Raw genomic sequence first — 16,798 nt, forward strand, 5'->3', positions numbered from 1 at the left:
ATACTGATGGAAAACCTCTACATTGCCCCAACGCCCAGCTCTCCCGAGGTGGATTTCATTTTTGATGCGCATACCTTGAGCATGCGTGGCGAGTCCTATCCGGAAAATGCTGCAGCTTTCTACAGCGACATCATTTCTCGGCTCAAGGACTACTTGTCCGCTCAGACAGAGACAAGGATCGAAGTGAATATTGCGCTGGCGTATTTCAACAGCTCCAGCACCAAAATGCTCTTCAATTTGATAGAGGCTCTGAGCAATTGCACAGAGGCCGGTAATCGCGTGGTGCTCAACTGGTATCACGATGAAGAAGACGACACGATTCTCGAGTTCGGGCAGGAGCTCAGCGAGGATTTTCCCGCTCTCGAGTTTGTCGCCCATCCAGTTGGAGCAACCTGAATGGACAGCCCTGGCACTACAGCGTCGCCAGATCTGTTTGAAGCAGAGAATCAGGCTCTGTTGACTGCGCGAGCGGCACATGCCGTCTGCGCCTGCACAGCGCCAACTCAATGCAGACAGGCATTGGGTGACTTGCTTCTTGCATACGAAAGGCTTTTGCGAGAAACGCGCCGACTGGTGCGGCGCAGCGATCGCGCGGAGCTGGAGATGAATCAGTTGAATTCCCGGCTTCAGGATCTGGCGGCGGAGCTTGAACACCGGGCCACGCACGACACGCTGACGGGTGTCCTGAACCGAGCTGCCGTTATCGAGCTGGTGAACCAGTACTTCGTGCATGACGATCTTTCACTGATCGTGCTGGATATCGATCACTTCAAAAGAATCAACGACAGTTTTGGTCATCCGACGGGTGACAAGGTCATCCTCGGCGTTGTTGCCTGTCTTCAGGCCGTGGTACCTTCCTCAGCGCAGATCGGCCGAGTCGGCGGTGAAGAGTTCACTGTTGTGCTGCCTCGTCAGAGTGCGGACGTTTCCGAGAGACTTGCACAGGATCTCCGGCGCGCGATTGAAATCTGTGATTTCGATCTGCCCGATGGAAGCGGTGTCAGCGCCAGCTTTGGCGTGAGTTGGGCACCTGCGGGCGGCGATTTCGACAGCGCGTATGGCTTCGCTGACGAAGCGCTGTATGTCGCAAAGCGTGGCGGGCGCAATCAGGTCTGCCTCTCGTCCTGTTCCATGCAGTCTCTCGAGCATGAGACCTGAGCCAGCACCAGGGGGGGAGCACTCACGCCCGGTCGCCACCGATGCGACGCCCAGCGTGGATCCGGGGTCTGGGCCGAGGTGGCGCATCCTGGTGGTGAGCGACGATGCCGAGGTTCATGCGGCAAGCGGTGCTTGTCTGCAGGCTCAAATGCTGTTCGAGCGCCCGCTGCTGTTTTTGAATGCGTTTTCTGGCGACGAGGCAAGACAGCTGCTTTTGAGCGAAAGCGACCTGGCCGTGGTCATACTCGATCTTGCGATGGAGCGGGCGGGCGTGAGAATCGATCTGGTGCATTTCATACGTCATGTTGCGGCCCTGCGCAATACCCGCATCATTCTTCTTTCCGGCCAACCGGGGCAGGAGCCCGGGCTCGATGCGCTGATTGAAAATGACATCAGTGACTACAGAACTAGAGCGGAATTGACTGCTGATCGGTTGCACGTCATCGTTGCCACGGCAGTTCGCTCCTACAGGCAGCTGTGCGCGGCGGACACAAGCCGAGGCGACCTGGAGCATGTTCTGCGATCCAGTGCATCTCTGCTGGAGATCAAGGATTGCTACGAATTCGCATCCGGCGTACTGACACAACTGGCGGCTTTGCTGAAGGTTGCACAAGTGGGTGTGGTTTGTGCCCAGGAGTTGGCCAATCCCGACGGTTGCTACTTCGTGCAGGCGGCAACGGGCCGATTCTCCGAGCTGATCGGGTGTCCTCTGGAGCTGTTGCCGCAGACCTCAGAGCTGGGCTTGCTAAGAAAGGCCGTTGAGGGCCGCTGCAATGTCTACGGCGAGACTGGCGGACTGGCACTGCATATCGGCCACGACGATGGACAGAACTTCGCGGTGTTTATCGACGTGCCCAGGCATCATGCCGTGCTGCATCCGCAACTGCTGGATGTCTTCTGTGCCAATCTGAGCACATTGCTGCACAACCGCGGCCTGCTCGGGCGCCTGAAAGAGAGTGCCTATCATGATCCTCTGGTGAATCTTCCCAATCGCGCCCATTTTGTCGAGGCAGTCGATGAATGCGCAAGACAAGGCCTGCACGACTACATTCTGGCGCTGATCGATATTGACGATTTCAGTGCTACGAACGACCTGATGGGGCATCTGTTCGGGGACCGTCTGCTGGAGCGCGTTGCTCGCTGTCTTGAAGATGTGCTGCCAGGCGATGTGCTGTTGGCAAGGCTGGGTGCGGATACCTTCGGGGTATTGGGGGCCATCGCGCAGGTGCAGCCCAGGCGTCTGCTGGAGTGCGTGCGCCAACCGCTGAGTATTGATGGGGCTCCTTACAAGGTCTCGCTCACCTGTGGCTATGTGCTTTTGCCTCAAGAGTTTCGAGCAGGGGCGGACCTGGTCAAGGATGCCACGATTGCACTCAAGCGTGCGAAGCGAGATCACCGCAGTCAGGAGCTGCAGTACTCCGACCAGATGGGGGCCGAGGCGAGATCTCGTGCCTTGCTGTTGTCCGAGCTCAGAGAGGCGATCGAGAACCAGGAGCTGTTTCTGGTCTACCAGCCTCAGCTCAACCTGGTGACGCGTAGCGTCGTTGGAATTGAGGCGCTTCTGCGATGGCGTACAGAGGATGGCCGATTCGTGCCTCCGGACAAGTTCATCCCCGTTGCCGAGCACTCGGGTCTCATTGTGGCACTTGGCCAATGGGTGCTCATGGCCGCATGTGCAGCGATGCGCGAATTGCTGGATACAGGAGTCGCGCCGCAGCGCATCGCCGTCAATGTCTCGACGGTGCAGCTTCAGGACCCAGGATTTCTCGATATGGTCTGCGCCGCACTTGCCGGCAGCGGTTTGCGAGGGGAGCATCTGGAGCTGGAGATCACCGAATCCGTGGCGGCGCTTCCTACGGATTTGCTGAAATCAACGCTGTCGGCGCTGAGGGCAGAGGGCGTCTCCATCGCCATCGATGATTTTGGCACCGGGTACTCTTCGCTGAGCTATCTGGAGCAGCTTCCTCTGGATCGGATCAAGATTGACCGATCCTTTGTGTGTCAGCTTGGCGAACCGGACGGCGCACGGATAGCGGAAATGGTCGTTCAACTGGGTCGCAAGCTCGGGTTGAGCGTGCTGGCCGAAGGCATCGAGGGCGCCACCGTGTGCCAGGCATTGCTCGCCATGGATTGTTATGAAGGACAGGGCTATTACATCGCGAAGCCCATGGACAAGGACGTGCTCCTGGCATGGCTTCAGGCGCATTGCCTCGATGCAGACGCAGAAAGTCGCAACCAGCTGATGGCGCCACCGGTTGAACTTTCCTTTGATCCACGAGGTGTCGCCGCGTTCGGAGCGGAAGAATCGGCAGTGGCTATCCTCCCCGCAACAGGCGGTTCGTCAAGGCATGTTATGCGAGAGAGGGACTGGCAAACATGCGCTTGACCTTGGCACTTTCTTCCTGCTTGTGCGCTGGCGCACAGGCATTCCGGGCTGTCGGTCTTTATGCGGCCAACGCGGTGTTTGCCGCTGGCATGGCGGATCGTGGCGATAAGCCTGAAGTGCAGGGGGCTTTGCTGCGCGCTGCACTGCCGCTGGATTTTCTTCGGTAAGTAAATGCCCCAGGCACTCTTGATCGACTCTTGCTCCTTGACGCGTAGAGATTCAAGAATGCCTTGAAACACCATCGCCAAGTCTTCGACACCCATCCGCAGAAACTCCAGGCAAGAAAAAGCCCCTGCAAGAGGGGCTGAGAGTGCTTGCACTGATTCACTCGTCCTGGATATGTAAATTGCCGGGGAATAGCGAGGTCTCCGGTTTTTTGCGTTCAATTCACGTTATCCCGCCAGCAACTCAAGGCAGTACATACGCAGCATGCAGCGAGGATCGCGATTATTCCAGCGGGGTGTTTGCAACGTTTTTCATCTTGCCCAGGAAGAGGCGGGTGAAGAACGCGGCCATGACGATAATCAGCACAATCACGGCCAGGCTCATCAGCCCGTAGTCGGTGGAAAAGAGATCGATCATCAGCTTCATGGTTCCTCCCTGTTGAGTCTCCGCAGTCTTGCGGGCATGGCTCACTATGGCTGCTGGGGCCGCCGGAGTGCTTGTGCTGCATCAAGCTTTGGCAGCCGTCGCTTTGAGGCAGAGCAAGCAGGAGTACAGGATGAACGATCAATCCTGCCAGACGCCCGTAGGGAGTCTGGCAAGCGAAGTGCTGTGATCGCTTTCAGGGACGTGGGGCTCTCTTCTCTCTTACTTGCGCAGAAAAGGCAAGGCTACCTCGGCGGGGATGGGGCAGATATAGGGCTTGCCTTCACGACGTTGCAGCAACTCCTCCTTGGCGCGCTCCAGCAGTTCGGGCCGGGCCAACAACTCCACGGCGGTGGCCGTGAGAATTTTTGCAGCATGCACCATGCCGGTGTGAGCCAGGCCGGACTGGCCTTGCGACACCATCTGCCAGGAGTGCAGAGGCGTGCCAAAGGCATAGCAGGCCACCCAGGCCTGAACCGTGGGCGTGATCCAGCTCACGTCGGCTACGTCGGTGGAGCCGAACATGATGTCGCTGGCATCGGGGTCATAAGGCGTCAGACCTTCAAAAATGGCCGGCACCCTGCCGCGCAGCACGCTGGCGAGCGGACGGCTGACGGCATCGACATCGTTTTTGTCCAGCGTGGCCTGGAACTGGCCGGCGACTGCATGTGCCTGCGCATCGGCCTGCAACTGTCCCAGTGCCTGCATCTGCGCGTACATCACGCTGTTCAGCGTGCTGTTTTGCAACAGGTTGGAACAGGCCTTGTCGAAGACGATTTTGAGCCTGCAGTCCGTCATCAGCGCGGCGCCGCGAGCCACGTTCTGCACGCGTTCATAGAGTTCGGCGGCTTCGTGATTGCGCGCTGCCCGAACCAGGTAGAGCACCTCGGCGCGCGCCTGCACCACATTGGGCGACAGACCTCCGCTATCGGTGATGGCATAGTGCACGCGCGCGTCCGAGGGCATGTGCTCGCGCAGATAGTTCACTCCCACGTTCATCAACTCCACGGCATCCAAGGCGCTGCGGCCCAGGTGGGGCGAGTGAGCAGCATGCGAGGCCTTGCCATGGAAGACAAACTTGGCCTGGATATTGGCCAGCGTGCTCTGGCTGAACAGACCGGTGTAGCTGGCCGGATGCCAGGTCAGCGCGGCATCCACATCATTGAACACGCCAGCGCGGGCCATGAAGGTCTTGCCGGAGCCGCCTTCCTCGGCCGGGCAGCCGTAGTAGCGAACGCGTCCGCTCAGGCCTGTGCGTTTCAGATGCTGCTGCAGCGCAATGGCGGCAAAGTGTGCCGAAGTGCCCAGCAGATGGTGGCCGCAGCCATGGCCGGCCAGACCAGGGCTGTCGATGGATGGGGTGCACACCAGAGCACCGCTTTGCTGGTTCAGACCTGACAGGGCGTCGTACTCACCCAGCAAGGCAATGACCGGGCCAGCATCACCCCATTCGGCCATGAAGGCGGTGGGAATGCCAGCCACATCACGCGTGATGCGAAAGCCAGCCTGCTCCAGGGCACTGCTGTGCAACTGGGCCGAAGCATTTTCGGCATAACGCAACTCGGCCAGCGACCAGATCTGGTCAGCCAAAGTCGTCATGCGTGGTGTCTCGCGTTGAAAAAAATCCTGCAGGGCGCTCATCGCTTGCATGGCAAAGGCTCCTTGAGCTGTGGTGAAGAAGACAGGGTGTGAAAAGCAGGCAACCGGGCGAGGTTTGCGACCGGTGCTGAGCCAGCTCTTATTCGGGCTTGACGCCGGCCTTGTCGAGCAGGGCCTTGTTGCGCTTGAGTTCAGCGGCAATCTGGGCCGGGAACTGGGAGGGTGCCGTCTCGGTAGCCGTGGCGCCCAGATTCTTCAGATGCTTTTGCACCTCGGGCAGGTGCACGGCCTTGAAGGCCGCGTCCTGCAACTGCTTGACTATGGGGGCCGGTGTGTTGGCGGGGACGACCAGCCCGAACCAGCTGATGCCGAGTTCATTGAGTTCGTCGTAGCCCAGTTCCTTGAAGGTCGGCACATTGGGCAGATCGGGCGAGCGGCCATGCGAAGCGACGACCACCGGAAGCAGCTTGCCGCCCTTGATCTGGGGCATGGCCGAGGGCAACTGGTCGGTCATGATCTGAACCATTCCGGCCAGGGCGTCGTTGAGCGCAGGGCCGTTGCCGCGGTAGGGCACGATCTGGATCTGGGTCTTCATGGTCTCGTTGAACGAGGCAACCATGAGATGACCCAGCGTTCCAAGGCCCGGCACCCCGGCGCTGTAGGCGCCAGGCTGGGCCTTGATCTTGGCGAGAAAGTCCTTGAAGTTGTTCACGCCCATCTTGGGGTGAGCCATGTAGACCGACGGCATGGTCACGAGATTGGCCACCGGCAGCAGCTTGCCTTCGATCTTGCTGGCGCGTTGGTAGAGCAGGGGATTGATGGTGGCCGTGCTCACGGTCGCCATGCCGATGCTGTAGCCATCGGGAGCGGCCTGGGCAATGGCTTCGCTGCCGATCAGCCCGCCGGCGCCGCCCTTGTTGTCCACGATCACAGGCTGCCCCAGCGTGGTTCGCATGCCTTCGGCAATCACGCGGGCCACGATGTCGGTGGAGCCGCCGGCCGCAAAAGGCACGATGAGCTTGACGGGCTTGCTGGGGTAGGCATCGGCGGCCAGCGTCCGCGAGGCAGGCAGGGCCGACAAGGCGCCGGCCACAGCCAGCGAGAGCAGGCCGAAGCGGCCGGTGAGATCCTTTGTGCAGCTGCGGGTGCGTGAAGAGATGGGCATGGAAGGCTCCTGAAAGATATCGGCCGAGCCGTGTCCACACCATCAGTGCTGTTCACGAAGTTCTGCCGTCATGGAAATGAAATATAGAAATTCCGGAGCCTTGGCAGTAGATGCTATTTGCCTGTAGCTATAAGCGTTGTCGATATCTGATGCGAGCTTCTCTGTGGGAGAGTTGACGCTACCTAGCGAAAACCCTGTGCTTCTTGCCGGCTGCAAGCTGCGCTGTGCCACGCAGGACGGGACCGATTGCGGTCTTGCAAGCACAGTTTCGGGGGCTGTTCCTGATGTGCCGAAGCCCCGGCCCCCCGTCTCCGACTGGCGGCAGTGGCTGCCTGTGCATAGGCGCAAGATGACAGAAAACGCCAGGGCGGGCTCGAGGCCGGTCGGCAGCGTCTTCCGCATGGCGACAGCTCAGTTCGATGCGCTCAGTTGCCTCAGTTCAAGTTGCCTGGCCGCACTGGCTTCGAGGTTTGCCCGCTCTTCGCCGAGATACCGATAGATGTCTTTGAGGTCGGCGATTTTCTGCCGGATTTCCGCCATCTTTTTCTCGATGAGCTTGGCACCCTCGGCGCAATCGATAGTCTGGTTCCGCTGCGCATCCAGGATCTGGCCTATTTCCGCTAGCGAGAACCCCATGCTTTGGGCGCGCTGGATAAAGTCCAGGTCCTGCAGTGTTTGCGCGGTGTAGGCGCGATAGTTGTTGCTTTGCCGCATGGGCGAGATCAGGCCGATCTGCTCGTAGTAGCGCAAGGTGTGGCGGCTGGCGCCGCTGCGGGTTTCGAGTTCGCCGATTCTCATGAAAATACCGCTTGACTATAGAGTGAGGTCGACACTCTACATTTGATTCCTCACCAAACCAAGGAGCGGGGAAATGAGTGCGGAGTGCTTTGTCACGGGGGGGACCGGTTTCATCGGTCAACATTTGCTGGCGAACCTGAGTGCGAAAGCTCACAACGTCAGAGTCCTGATGCGTCAGCCCGAGCGTCTGGCCGAACTGCGCGAGCAGGTCGACAAGCTGGGAGGGGCGGCAAGCCGGATATTTGCGGTTGCCGGCGATCTGGAAAGGGAAGGGCTGGGGATTGGTCCTACCGACCAGGCGGTGCTGAAGCAGGCCCGGGTCGTATTCCACCTCGGTGCCCATTTCGCCTGGGGGCTTTCACAAAAGCAGGCTCGCGCTGTGAATGTGCAGGGGGCAAAGCGCGTGGCGCTGCTGGCGGCCGGGCAAAACAGCCGCCTGGTCATGGTAGGTGGCTATATGGTGAAAAACCATGACCATCTGCAACGCATAGGCATAGATCCTCGCCGGCCGGAGCTGACAAACTGGCCAGCCGTCTACCGGCAGGTCGGTGCCTATGAGGCAAGCAAGCTGGAGGCATATTTTGCGACCCTGGAGCTCATGGCTGCCAGGGACGCGCAGATGACTGTGATCCACCCCGCCACGGTGTGTGGCCACAGCCGCAGCGGCCATATTCTCGGCGCTCAGCCACTGGTGGCGCTGATACGCAATCTTGCGCAGGGCAAGCTGGTTGCCGTGCCCGGGACGGCCGAGCATTGGCTGCCGCTAGTGACCGTGGATCACCTGGCCGAGCTGGTGGCGGCCTGTGCCTTCGATCCTGCCATGGCGGGCCAGGAGTTGCTGGCGATTGACGCCCAGACCCCCAGCTTGCGAGAGCTGCTGGCAGAGCTTGCGCAAGCCATGGGCCTGAAGCCTCCCAGGCATCATGTTCCGCTGCCATTGCTGAGGCTGCTGCTGCGTATGCCTGCGGTCGCGCGTTACCTCAATACCAGCGCCGAAGCCCTGGACTTCATACAGACCACCCGTTTCGATACGATGGCCTTGGAGCAATTTGCCATGCGGCATGGGATCGCCAAGCCGGACATAGGCCGGGCCTTGCAGCACACGGCAGCGTTCGTCAGCGCCTGCGGTCTGGCCGAGGACAAGGCCCACTGATTGCCTGCTTCGGGGACCAAAAACCCTGGCGGCAGTGGGATGCACACCCCTGATGCACTTGGGGCAGCCTGCTCCAGGGCATGCCGCAGCGAGCGCCATCAGATGCGCTGCAACATCGGTCAGCCCAGGCTGCATCGGGCAGGGCGCTGTAATATCCGCGGCTTGCCAGTCGGCCGTTGCAGCAGGTGCAAGGACTTGCAGATCCCTTGCACGGGCTCAGTTCTAAGCCGGCTTTCGTGCGCTAATGTAAATGAGAATGAATTAGAATAACGCCCTCAAGCATCTTTCAAAACCAGTGGCCAGTCCTCATCGAGCTGGCTTGTGCCGGCAGCCTGCGGCATCTCCTCTCGCCACGCCATCGTGACCCTCTCTCTTCGCACCACACTGGGCCTTTATGGCCTGGCTGCCTGTGCTGCCGTGCCCGCTCTGGCACAGACCACAACCGAAACCCCGACCCAGCCCACGGCCGAGCAGCACCCATTGCCTGAGGTCATCGTGCAGGAGAAAGCCCAGGAAATCGGCTACCAGCCCAAGCGTGCGACCACGGCCACCCGCTCCGATGCCTCGCTGCGCGACCTGCCCCAAGCTGTGGCCGTGGTGCCGGCCCAGGTGCTGCTGGATCAGCAGGTGCGCAATATCGACGAGGCGCTTTACTATGTCAGCGGCATCACCCAGGCCAACACCCTGGGCGGCACACAGGATGCGCTGATCAAGCGCGGCTTCGGCTTCAATCGCGACGGCTCCATATTGCGTGACGGCGTGCGCACCGTGCTGGCGCGCAATCTGACCTACACCACCGATCGCGTGGAAGTGCTCAAAGGACCGTCCTCCATTCTCTACGGCAGCATGGATCCGGGCGGGGTGGTGAATATGGTCACCAAGAAGCCGCAACTCGAATTTGCCGGCCAGGCTGCGCTGAGCGCGTCCAGCTATGGCGGCGGCGGTGCCTCGGTGGACCTCACCGGCCCCATCGGCAGCAAGGGACTGGCCTACCGCCTGATCGCCGACACCAGCCATGTGGATTACTGGCGCAACTTCGGCGTCAACAAGCAGACCGTGATCGCGCCTTCGCTTGCCTGGTATGGCCGCGACACCTATGTGCGCATGTCCTATGAGCACACCGAATACGAGCAGCCTTTTGACCGCGGCACTGTCATCGACAGCCGTACCGGCAAGCCGGTGGCCATTGACCCGCGCCGCCGCCTCGACGAAGCCTATAACCGCACCATAGGGGATTCGGATTTCTTCACCGTTCAGGGTCAGCACACGCTGAACTCGCAGTGGAAGCTCAACGCCACCTATAGCTACAACCGCAATCGCTATGACGACTACCAGGCCCGCCCGGTATCGCTGAACCCGGTCACCGGCGTGCTCACCCGCCGACCGGATGGAACGCGCGGCGCGCTCAGCCAGCAGCATGTGGCCCAGCTGAACTTGCAGGGCAATCTGCAGTGGGGCGGCGTCCACCACGAAATACTGAGCGGTCTGGACATCGAGGACAGCGATATCTACCGTCGCGACCTGATTCGCGGCAGCAACAGCACCGGCTTCAATGTCTACAACCCGGTCTATGGCCTGCTGCCGTATTCCACCACCATCAGTGCTGCAGACAGCGGCCAGCGCGACAAGATCAGGCAGCAGGCCTTCTTCTTCCAGGACAATATCCGCTTGTCCGAGCAGTGGATGGTTCAGGCCGGAGGCCGCTGGCTGCACTATGACCAGGAAGCCGGCAAAGGCAGGCCTTTTGTCGTGGGCAGTGCTTCCGACGGCTGGCAGTTCGTGCCACGCGTGGGCCTGGTGTGGCAGCCTGATTCCAACTGGTCCTTCTATGGCAGCTACAGCGAGTCGTTCAAGCCGCAAAGCAGCGTGGGCACGGTGATAGGCGCATTGCCGCCGGAAGAGGCCAAGTCCTGGGAGCTGGGAGCCAAGCTGGAACTGGCGCGTGGCCTCAGCGCCACGGCAGCGCTCTACGACATCCGCAAGCGCAATGTGGCGGTGAGGATTCCCGTCAACGGCGATCTGGCTACCCGCGCCGCTGGTGGCGGCCGCTCGCGTGGCCTGGAAGTGGATGTGGCCGGCCAGATCGGCCGCCAGTGGCAGCTCATAGGCAGCTATGCCTATACCGACGCGTGGGTGTCCGATGATCCGCAGCTGCAGGGCAAGCGCCTTGCCAATGTGGCACGCCAGAGTGCCTCGGTGTTTGCGGCCTATACCTTTGAGCGCAGCAGCTACGGTCAGTGGCGTGCTGGTGCCGGTGTGCGCCACGTGGGCAAGCGTGCCGGAGATGCAGCCAACACTTTCGACAACGATGCCTACAACGTCGCCGATGCCTTTGTCTCCTACGAAACCCGCTGGGACAACCGCCCCGTGCGCCTGCAGCTGAACATCAAGAACCTGTTCGACAAGAACTATGTCGTTTCCTCGGGCAGCAATATCTATGTCTCGCTGGGCGAGCGCCGTCAGGCCGTGCTGCGCGCGGTCATGGACTTCTGACGGCATGCAGCGCCCGCTGTTGCGCTGCTCAACCATGCCGCAGGGCGCTGTATCCGCGTGTCGGCTGCAGGGCCGGCGAGCGGCAACCGATACCAAGCATCATTGATTTTCTATGCCGTCCTTCAAGCAACTCTGGTTTCAGCTGCACTGGTTTGTCGGCATCACGGCCGGCACGGTGCTGATCGTTCTCGGTCTGTCGGGTGCGGTGTTTTCCTTTCATGAGGAAATACTGGACTGGCTGAACCCCGGCACTGCGCGCGTGCAGGCGCGCAGCGACCAGGCGCCCATGACGCCTGCGCAGTTGCTGCAGACGCTGCGTGCGCAGGGCGAGGAGCGTGTGGTACAGCGCATCACCGTGCATTCCGAGGCAGGTCGATCGGCCCAGATCAGTTTCAAGCCGCTCAAGGGGCAGCGCCGCGGCGAGACGGTCTTTGCCAATCCCTATACAGCAGCCCAGCTGCCGCCTCAGAAGGGCGCACAGTTCTTCGAATGGGCGCAGCGCCTGCATCGCTGGCTGCTGCTGTCGCGCGATGACGGCAAGCCCATCACTGGTACCCTGGCGGGCCTGCTGGTGCTGCTGTCGCTGTCCGGCCTGTATCTGCGCTGGCCGCGCAAGCCCATGGACTGGCGCAGCTGGCTGTGGCTGGACATGCGCCTCAAGGGGCGCAGCTTTCTGTGGAATCTGCATGCCGTGGCGGGCACTCTGGCGCTGCTCGTCTATCTGGTGCTGGCTCCCACGGGCATGTACTGGGCTTTCGACGGCCTGCGCCGCACGGTCGATACCTGGGCAGGGGTGCCGCCACGCGCTGCTGCTGCCACCTCCGCCAAGCCCGGCAGAGAGCCGGCTGAGCCGACGCCGGACCTTACGAGCGCATGGCAGAGCTTTCAGCATCTGGCACCGGGCTGGCAGTTTGCCCAGTTGCGCCTGCCCGAGCGCACGGGTGCGCCCGTGCAGATTGCCTGGTTCGACGAGACGGCGGCCCATGAGCGTGCGCGCAACCAGTTGCGCCTGACTCCCGAAGGCCGCGTTCAGCAGGACGAGCGCTATGCCGATCTGCCCGTCGGCCGGCGCGCCGTGGGTGCCATCTACCCGCTGCATATGGGCACGTATTTCGGACTGCCAGGGCGCATCATCGTCACCTTGGCGGCGCTGATGATGCCGCTGTTCGCCATCACCGGCTGGCTGCTCTATCTGGACCGCCGACGCAAGACCCGTGCCCTGAACGGTGAACGCCGGGCCTGGGCCGGCAGTTGCCCTGCTGGCCAGGGGCAGGACAGCATTCTTGTGGCCTATGCCAGCCAAACCGGCCATGCCGAACGCCTGGCCCTGCGCACCGCGGCCGCGCTGCGCGATGCGGGGCTGGCCACGACGCTCAAGCCCATGGCACAACTGGACACGGAGCAGTTGCGCCACCATGGCCGGGCTCTTTTCATTGCCAGCAGCTTTGGCGACGGCGAAGCCCCTGACAGCACGCGTCGCTTTGCCCGCGCGCTGGATGCCGCCGCAGCCAATCCCCTGACCACGCTGCACTATGGCCTGCTGGCGCTGGGCGATCGCCAGTACACGCGGTTTTGCGGTTTTGGCCGTGCACTCGATCATCAGTTGCAACGCCTGGCTGCGCAGCCGATTTTCCCCCGAATCGAAATGGACGGCGAAGACGGCATGGCCTGGAGCGCCTGGCAGCAGATGCTCAGCGGCCACTTCCGCACCGCCCGGCAATTGCCCGATGCACCCGCCGCTCCTGCGTTTGCGCCATGGACGCTGGCAGAGCGCCGCCTGATCAATCCGGGCAGTCTGGGCACACCGCTGCACAGCCTCACGCTGACGCCGCCGGCAGGACTGGCCCTGGACTGGCGCCCCGGAGCGCTCGTGGAAATCAGCCCGCGGCATGCGCCCCAGACCATTGCCGCCTGGCTGCAGCAGCAGGCGCTGGACGGCAATGCCGTGGTTCGGTGGCAGGGCCGGAGCCAGCCACTGCAGGCCGCACTGTCTGCAAGCGTGCTGCCCCAGCCCGGCGACCTGAGCGCGGATGCGTCGGCGCAGGCCGTGGCCGATGCGCTGCAGCCACTGGCCGCGCGCAGCTATTCCGTGGCGTCCTTGCCGGCTGATGGCCATGTGCGGCTGCTGGTACGCCAGGCCCGCCATGATGCGGGTCTGGGGCTGGCCTCGGGCTGGCTTACGGCCTATGCGGCACCGGGCGCAGCGCTGATGCTGAGACTGGTGGACAACCGCGCATTCGCGCCCGTCGATGATGCTGCCGCACCATCGGATGTGCCCGCCATCTTCATCGGCAACGGCTCGGGCTATGCAGGCCTGCGCGGCCACCTGCTGGCGCGCATGCGTGCGGGCCAGCATCGCAACTGGCTGCTGTTTGGCGAACGTCAGCAAGCCCATGATGGCTATGCCCAGGCCGAGGCCTGCGCCTGGTTGCAGGCAGGGCAGCTGGCGCGCGCAGACTTTGTCTACTCACGCGACCAGGCCCAGCGCCGCTATGTGCAAGATGGCTTGCGCGATGCAGCGGACCTGTTGCGCGGCTGGATCGACGAGGGCGCGGTGATCTTCATCTGCGGCAGCCTGCAAGGCATGGCCGCAGGCGTGGACACGGTGCTGCAGGAACTGCTGGGCCGCGACCCCTTGGACGAGCTGATCGCGCAGGGGCGCTACCGCCGGGACGTGTACTGAGCGCCTGGATCCGCAGCGGGCCGCAAGCAGGAGTGAGGCGAGGGCAGGGCTGCAAGGCATGCAGCAGGCGGGCCGGATGTCCTGCAAGAGCACTCCAATGCCGGCCTGCTCCTGGCCCTATGGGGCAGGATCTGGCCCGTGGCGCCCCGCGCCAAAGCCGCGCCACCGTACGAGCCGCTCCACGGCCAGCCGGCCTGGGGCGGCGTCTCTGGATGGGTCCTGCAATCCATGCGAGTTGTCATAATCGGCCCTTGTCGCAGGGCGCGAGGCCTGTATTGTGTGCACAATGGTGTCCGGCCCGGACCGGCGGCATGTGCATTCCGTCGCTGCTCTGTATTGATTCGCATCACCGACCATCCAAGAACACCGCATGTCGATCCAATCCATTTTCAAATCCACCGTGGTGGCGCTGACGATCGCGGCCAGCGGCTCGCTTTTCGCACAGGGCACGCCCATCAATGCAGCGGCCTATGACGCGCTGGTGGCGCAGGGCCCTGTTGCCGATGCGGCGACGATTGCGTCCAGTACCTGGGCCAGCAAGATCAAGCAGGCCGGCACGCTGCGTCTGGGCAGCACGCAAACCTCGAATCTTTTCTCTTTGCTCAACGAGAAGGACGGCAAGATCCGTGGCTTCGACCTGGGCCTGGCCCAGCTCATCACCCGCTACATCCTGGGCGATGCTGCCAAGTACCAGTTCACCCAGGTGACCTCGTCCACGCGCGAGCAGGTGCTCATCAACAATCAGGTGGACATGGTCTTCGCCACCTATTCCATCACTCCTGCCCGCGCCGAGAAGATCTCGTTCGCCGGCCCCTACTACACATCGCAGTCCGGTGTGCTGGTCAAGTCGAACAACAAGACACTGCAGTCCTACAACGACCTTGGCGGCAAGAAAGTGGCCACGCAAGCCGGCTCCACGGGGCCTGCGATACTGGCTCAGTACGCCCCCAAGGCCGTCGTGCAGGAGTTCCAGACGCATCAGGAAGCCCTCGATGCCCTTCGTCAGGGCCGCGTCGATGCCTATGTGACCGACTACACGCTGCTGCTCAACGCCCTGAGCCTTGGCACCAGCAATGCGCGGCTGGCTGGGGCTCCATTCGGTGCCCAGGACCCCTATGGCGTGGGACTGCCCAAGGGCTCGGACGGCGTGGCCTTCATCAATGCCTTTCTCAAGAAGCTGGAAGCCGACGGTACCTGGGCCAAGCTTTGGACTATTTCCATTGGGCAGCGCACCGGCAGCACGACAGTTCCGACTCCGCCCGCTCTGCCTTGAACAATGGGTGAGGTTTCAAGGCTTTTGGCTGACCACGGGCCTGCCTTCTGGCAGGCCTTGTTGCTGACATGGAAGCTCACGCTGGTGTCCTTTGTGCCAGGCGTCCTGCTGGGTGTGCTCGTCGCGGTACTCAGGCTCTTGCCCCTGCCGCCGCTGCGCTGGGCTCTGAGCGTCTATGTCGAGATCTTTCGCAATATTCCCAGCGTGGCGCTGCTGATCTTCATCGTCTTCGCGCTGCCCGATCTCAATATCGTGATCGACTACGAGCCTAGCGTGATCCTCACGCTGACGCTGGTCTGCTCCGCATTCACGGCGGACTACCTGCGCGCAGGCATCAACACGATTCCGGGCAGCCAGATCGAGGCCGCGCTCAGCCTGGGCATGCGGCCGCTGCAGATTGTGTCTGCCGTGGTCCTGCCGCAGGCGCTGCGCTCGGTGGTGCAGCCCATGACCTCGCTGCTGATTGCCCTGATGCTCTCGACCTCCCTGGCGTCGCAGCTGCCGTTTCCCGGCCGCGAGCTCACAGCCCTGGTCTCCAAGATTGCCAATGACTCGGCGCTCGGCATTGCCGCGTTCGCCGTGGCGGCCACCATGTATGTGGTGACAGGTCTGCTCATCGCCTGGGCCGGCGCGGTTCTGGAAAAGAAAGTGCGGATACTGCGATGAGCCGCTCCCTGGAAGAAATACTGTTTGCCGCGCCAGGCCTGCGGGCCCGGGCCGTCACCAAAGCGGTGAGCGTGGCCGCCGCAGCCCTGCTGCTTCTGCTTGCGGTGGCGATCGTGTGGCAGTTCCATTCGGCAGGCCAGCTTGAAGCACCGTACTGGGAATTCTTTGCCTGGGCTACGACCTGGAGCTTTCTTGCCAAGGGGCTGCTTGGCACGCTGGCATCGTCGGCGATGGCTGCCGTGATTTCCCTGGCCCTGGGGCTGGTGCTGTTGCTGGGGCGGCTGTCGCGGCTCAGGCTGCTGCGCTGGCCCAGCATTGCCGTCATAGAGTTCCTGCGCGGCACGCCGACGCTGCTGCTCATCTACGTCTGTTTCCTGGTACTGCCGTCGGTCGGCATCAAGCTGAGCACCTATTGGATGCTGACCTTGCCCATAGGTCTGAGTACCGCAGCCGTGGTCGCCGAGGTATACCGCGCAGGCGTGCTCGCCGTGCCGCGCGGCCAGACCGATGCCGCGCGCAGCCTGGGGCTGACCGAAGCCCAGGTCTTTTTCTTCATCGTCTTTCCCCAGGCCCTGCGCTACATCATCCCGGCATTGGTAGCGCAGCTGGTCATCGTGGTCAAGGACACCACCTTCGGCTATGTAGTCACCTATGGCGAACTCATGCAGAACGCCAAGGTGCTGATAGCGAACTATCACTCGCTGGTTCCGGTGTACCTGATCGTTGCGGTGCTTTACTGCCTCGTGAACTATGGGATTTCAAAGGCCAGCCAGCGGCTGGGCCGACCCATGCACTGAGCACTCCCAGGCGGCCTTGCTCTGGCAACGCGAAAGGAC

General features: G+C 62.2%; 13 protein-coding genes. 9 read left to right on the top strand and 4 right to left on the bottom strand.

Annotated features, from left to right (window positions below):
• Positions 1-6: 6 nt before the first annotated feature.
• The 3 genes from FSY59_RS04195 to FSY59_RS04205 all read left to right on the top strand — a co-directional run bounded on the left by FSY59_RS04195 (position 7) and on the right by FSY59_RS04205 (position 3,544).
• Positions 7-396: a DUF1987 domain-containing protein gene (locus FSY59_RS04195; protein WP_003056039.1), complete on the top strand. Its 390-nt coding sequence runs from the start codon at positions 7-9 to the stop codon at positions 394-396.
• Entirely contained in the window at positions 397-1,158 is a 762-nt protein-coding gene (locus FSY59_RS04200; RefSeq protein ID WP_029158440.1) for a GGDEF domain-containing protein, read from the top strand. It abuts the gene before it with no gap.
• A 148-nt stretch (positions 1,159-1,306) separates the two neighbouring features.
• The gene (locus tag FSY59_RS04205) at positions 1,307-3,544 is read left to right on the top strand and encodes a bifunctional diguanylate cyclase/phosphodiesterase (protein ID WP_148728587.1); all 2,238 of its coding nucleotides are present in this window, start codon (positions 1,307-1,309) and stop codon (positions 3,542-3,544) included.
• Between the two features lie 447 nt (positions 3,545-3,991).
• Here FSY59_RS04205 and FSY59_RS04210 read toward each other — a convergent pair whose 3' ends face one another.
• The 4 genes from FSY59_RS04210 to FSY59_RS04225 all read right to left on the bottom strand — a co-directional run bounded on the left by FSY59_RS04210 (position 3,992) and on the right by FSY59_RS04225 (position 7,694).
• Entirely contained in the window at positions 3,992-4,135 is a 144-nt protein-coding gene (locus FSY59_RS04210; protein ID WP_003056033.1) for a DUF3149 domain-containing protein, read from the bottom strand.
• A 219-nt stretch (positions 4,136-4,354) separates the two neighbouring features.
• Positions 4,355-5,782 (bottom strand): M20 family metallopeptidase, encoded by a 1,428-nt coding sequence (locus FSY59_RS04215; RefSeq protein WP_148728511.1) that lies wholly within the window; start codon positions 5,780-5,782, stop codon positions 4,355-4,357.
• 88 nt (positions 5,783-5,870) lie between these two features.
• Positions 5,871-6,896: a tripartite tricarboxylate transporter substrate-binding protein gene (locus FSY59_RS04220; protein ID WP_148728512.1), complete on the bottom strand. Its 1,026-nt coding sequence runs from the start codon at positions 6,894-6,896 to the stop codon at positions 5,871-5,873.
• Between the two features lie 411 nt (positions 6,897-7,307).
• On the bottom strand, positions 7,308-7,694 hold the full coding sequence (locus FSY59_RS04225) for a MerR family transcriptional regulator (RefSeq protein WP_003056030.1): 387 nt from the start codon (positions 7,692-7,694) through the stop codon (positions 7,308-7,310).
• Between the two features lie 73 nt (positions 7,695-7,767).
• Between FSY59_RS04225 and FSY59_RS04230 the strand changes: the two genes are divergently transcribed.
• From FSY59_RS04230 to FSY59_RS04255, 6 genes are all read left to right on the top strand, one after another.
• Positions 7,768-8,847, top strand: coding sequence for an SDR family oxidoreductase (locus FSY59_RS04230; protein WP_148728513.1), 1,080 nt, complete (start codon positions 7,768-7,770; stop codon positions 8,845-8,847).
• Between the two features lie 360 nt (positions 8,848-9,207).
• Positions 9,208-11,340: a TonB-dependent siderophore receptor gene (locus tag FSY59_RS04235; RefSeq protein ID WP_255439145.1), complete on the top strand. Its 2,133-nt coding sequence runs from the start codon at positions 9,208-9,210 to the stop codon at positions 11,338-11,340.
• Positions 11,341-11,452: 112 nt separating this feature from the next.
• On the top strand, positions 11,453-14,023 hold the full coding sequence (locus FSY59_RS04240; protein WP_148728515.1) for a sulfite reductase flavoprotein subunit alpha: 2,571 nt from the start codon (positions 11,453-11,455) through the stop codon (positions 14,021-14,023).
• A 370-nt stretch (positions 14,024-14,393) separates the two neighbouring features.
• Complete coding sequence (locus FSY59_RS04245) at positions 14,394-15,296, top strand: glutamate ABC transporter substrate-binding protein (protein WP_003055916.1); 903 nt, start codon at positions 14,394-14,396, stop codon at positions 15,294-15,296.
• A 3-nt stretch (positions 15,297-15,299) separates the two neighbouring features.
• The gene (locus tag FSY59_RS04250) at positions 15,300-15,962 is read left to right on the top strand and encodes an amino acid ABC transporter permease (protein ID WP_043372265.1); all 663 of its coding nucleotides are present in this window, start codon (positions 15,300-15,302) and stop codon (positions 15,960-15,962) included.
• A complete protein-coding gene (locus FSY59_RS04255; RefSeq protein ID WP_050871895.1) occupies positions 15,959-16,759 on the top strand; it encodes an amino acid ABC transporter permease in 801 nt (266 codons plus the stop codon). The genes FSY59_RS04250 and FSY59_RS04255 overlap by 4 nt, the downstream gene beginning before the upstream one ends.
• Positions 16,760-16,798: the final 39 nt, after the last annotated feature.

This window comes from Comamonas sp. Z3, assembly GCF_008121565.1.
Taxonomy (GTDB): domain Bacteria; phylum Pseudomonadota; class Gammaproteobacteria; order Burkholderiales; family Burkholderiaceae_C; genus Comamonas; species Comamonas brasiliensis.

Excerpts from the sequence above, each read along its gene's own strand:
- FSY59_RS04195 (WP_003056039.1), top strand. The coding sequence starts at position 7 with ATGGAAAACCTCTACATTGCCCCAACGCCCAGCTCTCCCGAGGTGGAT.
- FSY59_RS04200 (WP_029158440.1), top strand. The coding sequence starts at position 397 with ATGGACAGCCCTGGCACTACAGCGTCGCCAGATCTGTTTGAAGCAGAG.
- FSY59_RS04205 (WP_148728587.1), top strand. The coding sequence starts at position 1,307 with ATGCTGTTCGAGCGCCCGCTGCTGTTTTTGAATGCGTTTTCTGGCGAC.
- FSY59_RS04210 (WP_003056033.1), bottom strand. The coding sequence starts at position 4,135 with ATGAAGCTGATGATCGATCTCTTTTCCACCGACTACGGGCTGATGAGC.
- FSY59_RS04215 (WP_148728511.1), bottom strand. The coding sequence starts at position 5,782 with ATGCAAGCGATGAGCGCCCTGCAGGATTTTTTTCAACGCGAGACACCA.
- FSY59_RS04220 (WP_148728512.1), bottom strand. The coding sequence starts at position 6,896 with ATGCCCATCTCTTCACGCACCCGCAGCTGCACAAAGGATCTCACCGGC.
- FSY59_RS04225 (WP_003056030.1), bottom strand. The coding sequence starts at position 7,694 with ATGAGAATCGGCGAACTCGAAACCCGCAGCGGCGCCAGCCGCCACACC.
- FSY59_RS04230 (WP_148728513.1), top strand. The coding sequence starts at position 7,768 with ATGAGTGCGGAGTGCTTTGTCACGGGGGGGACCGGTTTCATCGGTCAA.
- FSY59_RS04240 (WP_148728515.1), top strand. The coding sequence starts at position 11,453 with ATGCCGTCCTTCAAGCAACTCTGGTTTCAGCTGCACTGGTTTGTCGGC.
- FSY59_RS04245 (WP_003055916.1), top strand. The coding sequence starts at position 14,394 with ATGTCGATCCAATCCATTTTCAAATCCACCGTGGTGGCGCTGACGATC.
- FSY59_RS04250 (WP_043372265.1), top strand. The coding sequence starts at position 15,300 with ATGGGTGAGGTTTCAAGGCTTTTGGCTGACCACGGGCCTGCCTTCTGG.
- FSY59_RS04255 (WP_050871895.1), top strand. The coding sequence starts at position 15,959 with ATGAGCCGCTCCCTGGAAGAAATACTGTTTGCCGCGCCAGGCCTGCGG.